General features: G+C 49.7%; 12 protein-coding genes. 10 read left to right on the top strand and 2 right to left on the bottom strand.

Annotated features, from left to right (window positions below; all coding sequences use genetic code 11):
- Positions 1-2: 2 nt before the first annotated feature.
- The 4 genes from AM231_RS25700 to AM231_RS25715 all read left to right on the top strand — a co-directional run bounded on the left by AM231_RS25700 (position 3) and on the right by AM231_RS25715 (position 2,696).
- Entirely contained in the window at positions 3-947 is a 945-nt protein-coding gene (locus AM231_RS25700; protein WP_054405207.1) for a helix-turn-helix transcriptional regulator, read from the top strand.
- Between the two features lie 62 nt (positions 948-1,009).
- The gene (locus AM231_RS25705; protein ID WP_054405208.1) at positions 1,010-1,552 is read left to right on the top strand and encodes a DinB family protein; all 543 of its coding nucleotides are present in this window, start codon (positions 1,010-1,012) and stop codon (positions 1,550-1,552) included.
- Between the two features lie 115 nt (positions 1,553-1,667).
- On the top strand, positions 1,668-2,168 hold the full coding sequence (locus AM231_RS25710; protein ID WP_054405209.1) for a cupin domain-containing protein: 501 nt from the start codon (positions 1,668-1,670) through the stop codon (positions 2,166-2,168).
- 186 nt (positions 2,169-2,354) lie between these two features.
- Entirely contained in the window at positions 2,355-2,696 is a 342-nt protein-coding gene (locus tag AM231_RS25715; protein ID WP_053490925.1) for a zinc ribbon domain-containing protein YjdM, read from the top strand.
- 222 nt (positions 2,697-2,918) lie between these two features.
- Here the strand turns inward: AM231_RS25715 and AM231_RS25720 are convergent, their stop codons facing one another.
- Positions 2,919-4,031 carry a glycosyl hydrolase family 8 gene (locus AM231_RS25720; RefSeq protein ID WP_054405210.1) on the bottom strand — a complete coding sequence of 371 codons (1,113 nt, stop codon included), beginning with the start codon at positions 4,029-4,031 and terminating at the stop codon, positions 2,919-2,921.
- 267 nt (positions 4,032-4,298) lie between these two features.
- Complete coding sequence (locus tag AM231_RS25725; RefSeq protein ID WP_054405211.1) at positions 4,299-5,285, bottom strand: glycerophosphodiester phosphodiesterase family protein; 987 nt, start codon at positions 5,283-5,285, stop codon at positions 4,299-4,301.
- Positions 5,286-5,485: 200 nt separating this feature from the next.
- Between AM231_RS25725 and AM231_RS25730 the strand changes: the two genes are divergently transcribed.
- The 6 genes from AM231_RS25730 (at position 5,486) to greA (ending at position 12,770) form a co-directional block, all read left to right on the top strand.
- A complete protein-coding gene (locus AM231_RS25730; RefSeq protein ID WP_054405212.1) occupies positions 5,486-6,199 on the top strand; it encodes an FHA domain-containing protein in 714 nt (237 codons plus the stop codon).
- A 520-nt stretch (positions 6,200-6,719) separates the two neighbouring features.
- Positions 6,720-8,153 (top strand): PTS mannitol transporter subunit IIBC, encoded by a 1,434-nt coding sequence (locus AM231_RS25735; protein WP_054405213.1) that lies wholly within the window; start codon positions 6,720-6,722, stop codon positions 8,151-8,153.
- Between the two features lie 120 nt (positions 8,154-8,273).
- Positions 8,274-10,310, top strand: coding sequence for a BglG family transcription antiterminator (locus AM231_RS25740; protein ID WP_423212947.1), 2,037 nt, complete (start codon positions 8,274-8,276; stop codon positions 10,308-10,310).
- A complete protein-coding gene (locus AM231_RS25745; protein WP_054405215.1) occupies positions 10,307-10,747 on the top strand; it encodes a PTS mannitol transporter subunit IIA in 441 nt (146 codons plus the stop codon). Before AM231_RS25740 ends, AM231_RS25745 begins: the two co-directional genes overlap by 4 nt.
- Complete coding sequence (locus tag AM231_RS25750) at positions 10,744-11,907, top strand: mannitol-1-phosphate 5-dehydrogenase (protein WP_054405216.1); 1,164 nt, start codon at positions 10,744-10,746, stop codon at positions 11,905-11,907. Before AM231_RS25745 ends, AM231_RS25750 begins: the two co-directional genes overlap by 4 nt.
- 386 nt (positions 11,908-12,293) lie before the next feature.
- Positions 12,294-12,770: a transcription elongation factor GreA gene (gene greA, locus AM231_RS25755; protein WP_054405515.1), complete on the top strand. Its 477-nt coding sequence runs from the start codon at positions 12,294-12,296 to the stop codon at positions 12,768-12,770.
- Positions 12,771-12,914 lie beyond the last annotated feature (144 nt).

The following is a 12,914-nucleotide window of genomic DNA, read 5'->3' on the forward strand; positions in this document are numbered from 1 at the left end:
GCATGAACAAGACTGATCGAATGCTGGCAATCCTGCTTGAGCTGCAGCAGCGAAAGATTGTGCGGGCCGAAGATTTGGCATCCATATTTGAGACGAGCGTCCGGACGATCTACCGGGATATTCAAGCCCTTAGCGAAGCGGGTGTACCCGTGATGGGAGCCCCCGGGCAAGGATACTCGTTAATGGCGGGATATTTTCTGCCGCCAGTCATGTTTACGACGGAGGAAGCCGTGGCACTGCTCATTGGAGCGGATTTTGTCGAACGTTTTGACGTTGGATATGGTTTAAAGGCTCAGGCTTCCCGTAAAAAGATAGAGTTTATTCTTCCGGAGGCTGTCCGCGCAGACGCTTCGCGGGTTCGGAAGACCATGCGACTGCTTACTCCCGTTAACAAGGCAACTTCAGAAGAGGAGAAGGATTATGTTGAAATGGTTCGCCGAGCCATACTGGAAAAGCGTAAGATCGAATTCCATTATGTGAAGAAGATGTCCGATTCCACAGGTGATCGAAAGAGCTTTCGCTCGGCAGCCCCTTATGGGCTGGCATTTCTTCAAGGTTCATGGACCTTAGTCGCCTGGTGTGACCTCCGGCAAGACATTCGCCATTTTCGGTTGTCCCGCATGAAGGATCTGACGGTTCTTGAAGAGCGTTTTGAGATGCCACCGGATTTTAGCTTGGAGGCCTACCGGCCTCCGGATGATCGTAACCTGCAGGTTCGGATTCTGGCAAATCCCGATATTGCGGATCGAGTCAAGGAATCAGGCAATTATTACATGGAGACATTCGAAGAATGCGAGGATGGGCTGCTAGTGAGCTTTCGCGTTCGCCGGCCGGAAGAGATTTTACAATGGGTGCTTGGCTGGGGATCGGATGTCGTTGTCCTTGAGCCGGAATCCTTCCGTGACCGGATCCGTGACGAAGCGGAAAAGATATTTAAACGCTACTGACATGACGTTGTCAGTAGCGTTTTTGTATATTCGGTGCAAAGACGATTTAGGGAGTGGTTGATATGAATACAACAGAAGCATTGAAGCGGTTTGAAGAGACGGTGCAGGTCTATCTGCAGGAAATGTATGGCTTTAGTATGGAAGAGCTGGAATACAGACAGGCAGAGGACGAGTGGTCGATCGGGCAAATGTATCAGCACTTGATTCAATCCGCGCTGGTTATGCATCTTCGGAATATTGAGCAATGCTTGAACCCGAATGGAGAGGCGGGAGCCTCCACGGCCGGAAAAACCAAAGAGGGAACAGCGATATTCGAACAGGGCAGCTTTCCTCCTATCCGTATCCAAATTCCGCCATCTCCCCAATATACACCTGAGCAGCCTGCAACCAAAGAGCAGTTGATCCAAGGGTTGGATACCGTGATCCAACGAATGAGACAAATCGAGCCGATGCTTGGTGAGGCATCTCCGATACATACAGTCTCCCATCCGAGTTTCGGTGGATTGAATGCGGAGGAGTGGTTTTTGCTTATTGAAATGCACTATCGGCATCACCTTCGGCAGCTGCACCGTTTGAAGCAGTCTCAGGAACAGCAGCGAGCATAATAGGGTTCGCATATAAGGAGTGGTTTCTTCCATCAACGCAGGGACTGTTTGAGGCCCGGATGCTTGGGGTACTGGTACTACGAGTGGATCCAAGCATTGAAAGGAGCAAATGATCATGAATGTACATGTTCGATCATTCTTCGTAAAGGATGATGGCGAGGTTCCCAATAATCCGGAACTGCCTGTCATTGTGTACAATGGGGTATTCGCGGATGATCCTAACGGTTTAGAGACAACCTTCAACCGCCATCAGTGGACCGGCAGCTGGGAGGGTGGTGTATTTGATTATCACCATTATCACAGCAATACTCATGAAGTTCTGGGCGTGCGTTCCGGTAGTGCGACCGTCCTAGTAGGCGGTGATGCGGGAGAGCGGCTGGAGATAACCACGGGCGATGTGCTCGTCCTGCCAGCTGGCACTGCCCATAAGAAGCTCACCAGCAGTCCTGATTTTGAAGTCATTGGTGCTTATCCGGAAGGGGTTACGCCGAATATTAGGGAGCGGAACCCGACGGACCGGGCGCAGGCAATGAATGAAATTCGCAGCGTGCCTGTTCCACAGACGGATCCTGTGTTTGGAGAGGAAGGGCCTCTTCTGGATAAATGGGTGAAATGAGGTTTAGTACAATAAAGAATAATAGCAGGATAGCAAAAAGCAAGATAGCCAAAAGGCTCCTCGTCCATGACATTGGATGGGAGTCTCTTCTCGTGTATTCGTATTGCAGGAAGTGTAGTATTCGGAGTACCTGCATTATTTTTGAATATAGGCTATAGTAGTATAAAACGAATGGAGAATTCAACCATGTCTACTTTGCCGAATTGCCCTAAATGTAGTTCACAATATACATACGAGGACCGAAATCTTTTGGTTTGCCCGGAATGTGCTCATGAATGGCCTGCGGGGTCGGAAGCGGAACATAACGAGGATGCCAGAATCATCAAAGACGCCAATGGAAATGTGCTGGCTGATGGAGACGCCGTTACGGTGATCAAGGATCTTAAAGTAAAAGGCAGCTCGACTGTCTTAAAAATAGGCACGAAGGTGAAAAGTATACGTTTAGTGGATGGAGATCATGACATCGACTGCAAAATTGACGGATTCGGCGCGATGAAATTAAAGTCGGAGTTTGTGAAGAAAATATAAGGCAGCACTTACTAATTACATACCATACAAACGCAGCATGACAGTCTTCTGCTAAGGTTCAGGACTGACTGCATCATGTGAGATAAATGAAAACACCCTCAAGAGATTGAATGCGCCAGGTTGTAAGACATGGAGCTAGTCTTGAAGGTGTTTTTAGTATGCACAAATAAGATGAGCAACCCTGCTGATTTTCGAAATTCTGAGATCCTGTTTCGGTTCTGCCTATCTTCTGGCTTGTTTGAACAGCGTTTCGGCCAGCAAGGGAAACAGATTGTCAAAAGCATGCGTATTTCCATCAAACACATATCCTCCCGGATATACGCGCTCCTGGCCCCGGAATCGGATCATTCGATCATATAATTGCTCGGCCCAAGGGAGATCATTTGTCTTTATGGCCAGGATGATGGCCAAGCCGTAGACGGCAGGCGATTCATAATCAGCGCCGGGCTTGCGGGTCTCCCGGTCATAGCGTCCGAAGAGCCGCTGGTTCTGCTGGAATTCCTCCTTCAGAAATAGCATGAGCTCCTTTGGCGGATGCCCCATTTCAGCGATATGAATGCCTATGATCAATTGGTCGATCAGATTGACCGATGCGTCGTATTCATAGTGACTGGAGGCAATGCGGAATGTTTTGGGGGAAAATATACCGTCACTGGGCATGCGAAGGAGCAGGTCCTCGTAACGTTTATAATCGGTAGCGGTCAAAATTCCGTTATTCCGCATTTCCCGCAATGCCGAGATATCCACATAAACCAGACTCAAGACGGCCGCTGATTCATCACGCTCAAAATCATGGTAATCGACGAAATATCCATCGGTTTGAGAAGTGGCTTTAAGGGTTGCGCCAATGTCCTTCGCTAATTGAAGGTACTCTTCCTGGCCCCAGAGCTTGTATGCTTTCAGCAAAGCATCTACAATTCGAAGATCGTCTCCAAGCGCATTGGTTGTGACCTCGGATTGGCCATCGGGCTGGAGCTTCCAGCGGATATAGGGTTCGGGATTCTGATAGAGGAAATAAGTCGTCAGAAGCCTAACGTTATCATCGAAGCGGATCTGATCCTGGGAAAGGACGGCGTATTGCATCCATAACCCGAGCGATTCAGACAGCGCTTCTCTCCCAGCAACGATGTCCGGTTGCTCGGAAGGGGCCGGCTTGAGATAGGTAGCCATGGTGCCGTTATCGTTTGTCATATATTCATCCATGAAGGCAGCTGTCATATCAGGGTTCTCCTTACGATCCATGATGATGTGCGAGATGAAGATGGTACCTGCAATCGCAGCGGCGATGCAGAAAGCTAGCAGGATTATCTTGCTGGTGGATAACCGGTTTGTCATAGACTCACCTCGAACATAAAAGATTCTGTGTTGACGTTCCCGATGCCTTTTAGGCAAAGCTTTAAGATGAGATGAGCACAGGCTTTCAGGGTCGGAACATGGTTCGATATATTTATAAAGGCTGTACCCTGATGTTGGAGGTTCCTAAACATCGAGGTACAGCCTTTTCATTAATCTATCGATTATTTCAAACTGACGATTTGGAGCCCCTGATTCTGCGGCTCGTAAGGATTGAGGTAATGAACGGTTAGGCAAAAATCACAATGGCTATTCGAGCTTCTTGATTGTGAATTCCGGGGCGATCACATCGATTCGATTCGTCCATATGCCGCCACTGTAATCGTCAGGCAGCCTCTGCAGGTCCGAGACGGAGTCAAAGCCCTCCGACCAGTCGCCATCCCCGGCGACGAGAATGACCCGCGTATTAATGCTGTCCATCCGGTTCAGAAATTTATCCGGCCATCCCCATAAGTAACGGGCATATTTCTCCGGTATATGCAGCTCTGTATTGCGGCATACGGACGGGAGATATCCGCTCCATCCGGCCCCGGCATAGGATACAAGACAGCTCTTCAGCGTATCCTTCGACATGACGCGCAGGGCTGGAAGCTGCGATTTTAATGTGCGGATGGGGCCATCATCTCCGTATACGGTCAACTGGGTAAGACGATTCACCGGAAGTCCGGATAGATAGTCTGCCAGCAGCTTTCCTTCATCGGGATCCGTGCTTTTGATATGGATCAGAAACGCACCGTCAGGGAATGCCGCTAACACCTCGTCTAGTGATGGAATCAGCCCAACGCCCTTTCCCCGAAAAGGATAAGTCGCTCCCTGATCGGCGGTGTAGCCATAGCCGATGTCTATGTTTTTCAGCTGGTCCATGGTATAATCCTTGACCGAGCCCTCCATATTGGTGCGGCAATCGAGTGTCCAGTCATGGAATACGGCGAACTGGCCGTCTTTGGTCGGCTTGATATCCAGTTCCACAATATCGGCCCCGGCTTCGAATGCTGCTTTCATGGATGGTATGGTGTTCTCCAGGTAAGCATGCTCCGGCACATAGATACGGGAGGCGGTGCAGGTGTCGGCTTCAATGCCTTCCATCGAGAAGGTTTGGCCGAGCCCGCGATGCGCCAGCAGCAGCGGCTTTGCGTCACGCTCTTTGGTGAACAGCGATGTATTGTTAACAAACAGAAATACTACCAAAACGAGAAAAAATAGTATGGTTTTGTTCCATCTTTTTAGTTTTCGCATGATCCAATCCCCCAAAATCGTATACAATATGCAGTAGTTGATTAATATTTTTCTCTATTCTCTATCTAAGACTTTAATCGGTCCATTCTATACTTAAATTTTAGTGATTTCTGGCACATACTCAATGGCTGGTCCATAACAATTGCATAATAGCGAGCTAATAAATTTAAATAAGTAATATAGAAATGGGAGGGAGTTTGATGGATAAGTCCTCCTTTTTGATGGTGGAGCGGGGAAATCCCTATGAACGCGGAGATGTGATACCTTTAACCAAGCCCATAACGGTGCTTGGTCGCAAGGGGCAGAACTTTGCCCCCGATATCTCGTTTGATAATATATTTGTGTCACGCAGGCATGCAGCGCTGCTATATAGAAACGGCCAATTCTTCATTAAGGATCTGAACAGCAAGCACGGGACCTTCGTCAATCTACAGAGGTTGGCTCCCCATGATGAAATTCCCCTTCAGCATGGAGATACCATTGTGCTCGCTGGCGACCTGATCGTGTTATCCTTCTCGATCCTCAGCATGGATGAGACGATGGACATGACTCCCCTCATCAAGCAGCTGGCGGCGATTGAGGCCGCGGGCGGTTTAAGGCTGAATCCTTTCAAGCAGGAGCTTTCCTATGGAGGGAAGGTGTACGCTTTTTCGGACAAAGAGTACAAATGCCTGGAGGTCTTGGTTAATCACCAGGGACAATTCGTACCCAAGGAGGAGCTCAAGATATACGTATGGCCCGAGCGGTGCTATGAGACGGATACGGTGCCCGATGTGAGCTCGGAGGAGCTGAACGCCTTGATCTACCGGGTGCGCAAGAAAACAAGAGACTTACTGAACATTGAGAGTATTCGGGGCAAAGGATATATCTTGCAGAAGCATGCGGACGGGGCGAGCATGATACAGAAAACATGAGATATGATGAAGTTCAAAGACAAGCTCTTCCTTATTACAGGAAAGGCTTGTCTTTTATTTACATGGAAAAGCAAAAATACAAGAAACGCCGAGAACTGCTCGGCGTTTTTTTGTCATGGTTGAACCATACTAGTTTTGCACTAGCCCAACTCATAGATTCGTTACGACAGGAGGAAATAAAGACAAGCAGTCGGTCCACGGTTTATCTGTTATAAGTTCAGTTGCTGGAAGAATGTTTTGGATGCAAGACGGGATGCATTTGGTCTGAAATCTCATCATATCAAAATTAATATTTTGGAATTTAGAGGATCAGGACAAGGCTTGCTCTACGAAAGAAACCGCAGTGGCTCAGGATTTTCAAAAAGCTGACATGATCCATTTAAAAGTTGTCAACAATATTCTTGACGAAACCGGCTTTTCCTTTCGTTGAGCCTTCTGGTGGGCTGACTTAACATAAAGATGTCAGATGAAAGCGACACAACAACAGTGCGATTTATTTATAAATTAGGAGGTCCATACGATGTCCAATGAGACAAATCCAAATGCTTCTAAAGGCATTCGCGTAAGGGTCCAGCAGCTTGGCCGTCTCCTTAGCGGTATGGTGATGCCGAATATCGGTGCGTTTATTGCGTGGGGTCTGATTACGGCTCTGTTCATCCCGACCGGCTGGTTCCCAAACGAGCATCTGGGAGCGCTGGTAGACCCGATGATCAAGTACCTGCTCCCGCTCTTGATCGGTTATACGGGCGGTCAGATGATCCACGGCAAACGCGGTGCCGTTATCGGTGCAGTTGCTACGGTCGGTGTGATCGTCGGTGCAGAAATTCCAATGTTCCTTGGCGCCATGATTGTGGGCCCTCTGGCCGCATGGGTATTAAAGCAGTTCGATAAGCTGATTGACGGCAAAATCAAATCCGGCTTTGAGATGCTAGTGAACAACTTCTCGCTCGGCATCATCGGCGGTGTGCTGACTTTGGCGGCATATACCGGAATCGGGCCGTTTGTACAGGGTATTACAAGGGCGCTGTCTGCTGGTGTTGACGTACTGGTCAATGCCAATCTGTTGCCACTGGTCAACATTATCATTGAGCCGGCGAAGGTGCTGTTCCTCAACAATGCGATTAATCATGGGATATTCAGTCCGATCGCCACAGAGGAATCGGCACGGCTTGGTCAATCTGTCCTGTATATGCTGGAATCGAATCCAGGTCCAGGTCTTGGAATTCTTCTCGCCTATTGGTTCTTTGGACGCGGCTCTGCCAAATCCTCTGCACCAGGTGCGGTAGTGATTCATTTCCTGGGCGGCATTCATGAGATCTATTTCCCATATATTTTGATGAAACCGGTTTTGATTTTGGCTGCCATCGCGGGTGGTGTTGCGGGAACGTTCACCTTCCAGATTTTTGGGGCAGGTTTGGTAGGCCCTGCGTCACCAGGCAGTATCGTCGCATTTATCGCCATGGCGCCTAAGGGTGGCCTGATTCCAGTCTTGGCAGGCGTCCTTGTTGGCACCGTTGTATCCTTTGTCGTGGCGGCATTGCTGCTGAAAACGGGCAAACAGACCGAAGAAGAGCCGAATCTTGAAGAAGCATCCGCCAAAATGAAGGAGATGAAGACTGGCGGCATGAATGATCAAGTCGCTCCTGCTTCTGCGGCTGTAGCCAATCTGGCTAAAGAGAATGTTCATAAAATAGTGTTCGCTTGCGATGCCGGTATGGGCTCCAGCGCGATGGGCGCTTCGGTATTAAGAAAGAAACTGCAGCAAGCGGGTGTCAACATTACCGTTGTGAACTCAGCAGTAAGTGAATTACCGGATGATGCGGATATCGTCATTACCCAGAAGACACTCACCGAACGGGCCATCGCGAAGAATCCGAACGCCGAGCATATCTCTATCGATAACTTCTTGAAGAGTCCGAAATATGACGAATTGGTGGAACGACTCAAAGATTAACATAGACCCATATGACACGCTGGCGTGATGACGCCGGCGTTGTCTTTCATTCCATGAAGAAGGGAGCCTACGCGTCTGAAACACATCACTGCCCGCCAGCGACAAATCCTTCTGTTCCTAATGAGCAGGACCGAGGGCATGACAGCTGCAGAAATAGCCGCTGAGGTCGGAGTCAGCGTCAGAACGGTTCACCGGGAAATGGAGGAGATTGAGAAGGACCTGCGAGGTACGGGGGTTATACTTCATAAAAAGTCGGGGACGGGCATCCGGCTGGAAGGGAAGACGCCTGAAGACATGGTTCAACTGCGGAGTCGCCTGCTTGCAGGTAAGCCGGCCGATTACTCTGTGGAAGAGCGCAAAATTCTTATGCTGTGTGATCTGCTTGAGGCTGATGAACCCATCAAACTATTTGCTTTGGCCCATAGTCTAAAGGTAACTGTGCCGACCATCAGCAATGATCTGGATGAGCTGGAGCCATCGGTGAAGCGGTTTAACCTTAACTTAATACGCCGTAGAGGCTATGGGATCGAGATAGAAGGTTCGGAAGACATAAGACGAAGGGCGATTAGCAGGCTTGCAGAGGAGCATCTGGATTATTCCGATCTTGTCGGCGATACATCTAGCGATCGAAGCGGCCCAGTGACAGCACGGCTGCTCTCCATGATGAATAAACCGGCTCTGCTGGATGTTGAGAAGAGTTTGTGGGATATGAACTGGGATTGGACAGAGGGGCTCAGCGAGAGTGCATATACCTCGATGCTTATCGCATTATCGGTTTCTGTAAATCGGATCAAGCAGGGGCGGAGCATGGAGGTTGGAGATATAACGGGATATGATCCTTCCTCCGCCTCGGTGGAGGAGGCAAGAGATTTTACTAGTCGCCTTAGCGAGACACTGGGGATGGATGTTCACGAACCAGAAATGAAATATATAGCCCGTTTGTTCGAGGAGGCCAAAGAGATGTCTGAGGTCAGTGAACTGGCTCATGCGGATGTTGAATTGGTTGAGATTGCCCATCGCCTTATCGAACGGGTTCAGAAGCGCACGGGTATTCCGTTCCAGGATGACCGCACATTGCGGGCAGGCTTGGTGGAGCATCTCGGTGCAGCTATGAAGCGAATTCGGGAAGGGATCCGGATCCGAAATCCCCTGCTTAATCCGATTCGGAAGGACTATGAGAAGCTGTTCGGAATTGTCCGTCATGCAGTTGACGAGTTGAAGCTGGATTTAACCGTTCCGGATGAGGAAATTGGGTTTCTGGTTATGCATTTTGGTGCATCGAGCGAACGGCTGAACCAGCTGGAACACCATCTGAAGGCTATTCTGGTATGCTCCAGCGGACTCAGTTCTTCCAGGCTTCTTGGTACCCGGCTGAATAAGGAAATGCCTCAGATTGAGGTGCTGGGAAATGTATCGTGGTATGAAGCGTCGCGCATTCCGAAGGAGCAATATGATCTTATGATATCGACCATTGATCTTCCATTGCCAAAGGAACGGTATGTGAGACTAAGCCCGCTGCTGACAGCGGATGATAAGGAGGCGCTGCTTCAATTCATCCAAGACACGTCTCGGCTGCCGGGCAAAGATGCCGCCGTTAACCGAGTGGATGACGAGCGTAAAGCCGCATCATTCGAGCGGCTTCGCATGCAGGCGGCCCTCATGAACGAAATGGTATCGCTCTTGGACGGCTTCCATGTGTATCACTTGAATAACGGGCAGGATGATTTGGAGGGTACATTAGACACAATCTTGGCCACGGTGTTTAAGCTCGCTGCTATCCGTGATGCGGAGAAGGTGAAGGAGCGATTGTTGAAGCGCGAACGGATGGGTACTCAGCTCATTCCTGACACAACGCTGGCCTTATTCCATACACGCAGCAGCTATATAACCAAGCCATTTCTATCCCTGTTCCGGTTAAAGCATGCAGCGCCTTTAGCAGATGAGACAGAGGCTGGCGTCATTCTGCTGATGCTGGCACCCAAACAACTCTCGAAGGAGAGTCTTGAAGTGCTCAGCGAAATCAGTGCGATGCTGCTTCACTCCGAGCTGATGGAGTTGATGGAACGGGGCAGTGAGGAAGAAATCCGATCTTACTTGGCGCAAGAACTGCATCATTTTTTTCAATCACAGACTATAGAAAGAGGGATAACAACATGAATAACATACTGTCTAAAGATAAAGTAGTTCTGAACGCGAAGGCTGATAACAAGAGTGAAGCCATCCGCATGGCGGGAAGCCTGCTTGTGAAAGCCGGCCATGTCTCGGAGGATTATGTGGATAAAATGCTGGAGCGTGAAGAGATTGCATCCACTTATATGGGCGGAGGACTCGCGATTCCCCATGGCACCAAAGAGGCTAAAGGTATGGTTATCTCCACGGGATTGTCCATCGTTCGCTTCCCGGAAGGGGTCGATTTCGGAGGAGATGAGCCGGCGTTTATTGTCATTGGCATCGCAGCTGCCGGTGGCGATCATATGGAGATCCTGACGAATGTAGCGATGATCTTCACGGATGACGAGAGCATCGAGAATGTCATGAACGCTTCGAGCGAAGAGGAGATTCTGGCCATCTTCGAAGGGGGAATGGGAGCATGAAGGCTGTCCATTTCGGAGCAGGCAACATCGGGCGAGGCTTTATAGGGCTCTTGTTGTCACAGGCCGGCTATGAGGTGTGTTTTATTGATGTGAATGAAGAGCTGGTCTCGGAGTTGAAAGCGCGAGGGGAGTATCCTGTAACCTTGGCCAGTGAAGGACGGGAGACCACGGTTGTTAAAGGCATCACGGCTCTCAATAGTGCTACGGAACCGGAAGCTGCCGCACGTGCAGTAGCGGAAGCGGATCTCGTAACGACTGCGGTGGGCGTGAATATTCTGAAGTTTATCGCTGGCACCATTGCCGAAGGGTTAAAGCTCCGCCTGCAAGCAGATTCTGCACCACTTCATATTATTGCCTGCGAGAATGCCATAGGCGGCAGCACGCAGCTGAAAGAACACGTCTATGGGAAGCTGAATGATGAGACGAAGCAGAAGGCTGATCAGTGGGTGGCTTTCCCTGACGCAGCCGTTGACCGGATTGTGCCGCTGCAGCAGCATGAGGATCGGCTGAAGGTTGTGGTGGAGCCATTCTATGAATGGGCAGTAGACCGTTCACAGATGTTTGAAAATTATACGCCAGTGGAAGGCATTCACTATGTGGATCGCCTGGAGCCGTACATTGAACGCAAGCTGTTTACAGTAAATACCGGACACTGCTCGGCAGCCTATGTAGGTTTTCTGCAAGGATATGAGACGATCCAGGACGCCATGAAAGAGGAGACCGTCGCAGGTCACGTACGCGCGGTACTCGCCGAAACGGGAGCTGCTCTTATACACAAGCATGGCTTCGATCCTTCGGAGCACCAAGCCTACATTGACACCATTCTGGAACGGTTCCGCAACCCGGCCCTGACCGATGAGGTGTCACGCGTAGGCCGCTCTCCGATCCGTAAGCTGTCTCCTGGCGACCGCTTGGTATCACCGGCAATGCTGGCGTTCGAAAGCGGGCTTCCCTATAAGAGCTTGTCGAAAACCATGGCAGCGGCCCTGCTGTTCGATGTCCCGGAAGATCCGGAAAGCGTCGAGCTGCAAGCATCTGTGCGGAATATCGGTGCCAGCGATACAGCTTCCCAATATACCGGCATTGCGGGCGAGCATCCGATCATGGGTGAGCTGATGGAGCAGTACGAAGCCTTGAAGGCTGATATCGACTCCCGTTAGTAACATTGCTTTGTTACCGCCAGTGAAGCCATAATTATGTCGTCGTTGCAATTGACGATAGGATATGGCGTGCTCCTCTACCTAAAAAGCCCCTGGTTCTCTTTGCAGAGAAGTCAGGGGCTTTTGCTAAATGGTCTATTTACTCCGCAGACTCTGCATATTTCAGGATGTTATTCGCTTCCTCAAGGCTCGTTGCAGGAGCTGCGATATAGAGCTTCCTCTCGGCGTCTTCTGGCTTGGGATACCAAGATTCTAATTTGTTCGAAAAAGAGATCTAAGAAAAAAATACCATCACTTCCATCCATCGATTTTCAGAAAGTTTTCGCTAATTTTTTAATTTAGGAGTACACTAGAAGTAAGAAACTAAAAAAGTGGATGTGATGAGCATGGCAGAAGAAGTGATCTTGACTCAGGAGGGCTATGATAAGCTCCAGGAAGAACTGGATGATCTCAAGTACGTTAAACGCAAAGAGCTGGCAGAGCGGATCAAGCTCGCGATCAGCTATGGCGACCTGAAGGAGAACAGCGAATATCACTCGGCCAAGAATGACCAGGCGTTTATGGAAACGCGCATCATCATCCTGGAAAAAACACTCAACAGCGCTCGCATTGTCGATGCCGCGCATGTGAGCTCCACCACGGTGCATGTTGGTTCGAATGTCGTTCTGAACGACATCGAATTTGCGGAGAAGCTGGAATATCAAGTGGTCGGCCCGGCAGAAGCGGATGTGTTGAACAACAAAGTATCCTATGAAAGCCCGCTTGGCAAAGCGCTAATGGGCAAATCGGCTGGCGATAAAGTCAACGTGGAAGCACCTATGGGCATCATTAAGTATGAGCTGCTGGAGATTAAAGGATTATAGCTGCAGACGATCTAACTTTAGGCATAACAATGAGGCGTAACCGGAAGCAAGATGTCCGGTTACGCCTTTTTAGGTGCGCCCGGCATGGGCGATAACTTGGCGGTGAAAGTCCGCTACAGGCTTGGCAGTAGGAACTGTTAGCCA

This window comes from Paenibacillus solani (assembly GCF_001277345.1).
Lineage (GTDB): Bacteria > Bacillota > Bacilli > Paenibacillales > Paenibacillaceae > Paenibacillus_AQ > Paenibacillus_AQ solani.

Excerpts from the sequence above, each read along its gene's own strand:
- AM231_RS25750 (WP_054405216.1), top strand. The coding sequence starts at position 10,744 with ATGAAGGCTGTCCATTTCGGAGCAGGCAACATCGGGCGAGGCTTTATA.
- AM231_RS25720 (WP_054405210.1), bottom strand. The coding sequence starts at position 4,031 with ATGACAAACCGGTTATCCACCAGCAAGATAATCCTGCTAGCTTTCTGC.
- greA (WP_054405515.1), top strand. The coding sequence starts at position 12,294 with ATGGCAGAAGAAGTGATCTTGACTCAGGAGGGCTATGATAAGCTCCAG.
- AM231_RS25700 (WP_054405207.1), top strand. The coding sequence starts at position 3 with ATGAACAAGACTGATCGAATGCTGGCAATCCTGCTTGAGCTGCAGCAG.
- AM231_RS25705 (WP_054405208.1), top strand. The coding sequence starts at position 1,010 with ATGAATACAACAGAAGCATTGAAGCGGTTTGAAGAGACGGTGCAGGTC.
- AM231_RS25730 (WP_054405212.1), top strand. The coding sequence starts at position 5,486 with ATGGATAAGTCCTCCTTTTTGATGGTGGAGCGGGGAAATCCCTATGAA.
- AM231_RS25735 (WP_054405213.1), top strand. The coding sequence starts at position 6,720 with ATGTCCAATGAGACAAATCCAAATGCTTCTAAAGGCATTCGCGTAAGG.
- AM231_RS25710 (WP_054405209.1), top strand. The coding sequence starts at position 1,668 with ATGAATGTACATGTTCGATCATTCTTCGTAAAGGATGATGGCGAGGTT.
- AM231_RS25740 (WP_423212947.1), top strand. The coding sequence starts at position 8,274 with ATGAGCAGGACCGAGGGCATGACAGCTGCAGAAATAGCCGCTGAGGTC.
- AM231_RS25745 (WP_054405215.1), top strand. The coding sequence starts at position 10,307 with ATGAATAACATACTGTCTAAAGATAAAGTAGTTCTGAACGCGAAGGCT.
- AM231_RS25725 (WP_054405211.1), bottom strand. The coding sequence starts at position 5,285 with ATGCGAAAACTAAAAAGATGGAACAAAACCATACTATTTTTTCTCGTT.
- AM231_RS25715 (WP_053490925.1), top strand. The coding sequence starts at position 2,355 with ATGTCTACTTTGCCGAATTGCCCTAAATGTAGTTCACAATATACATAC.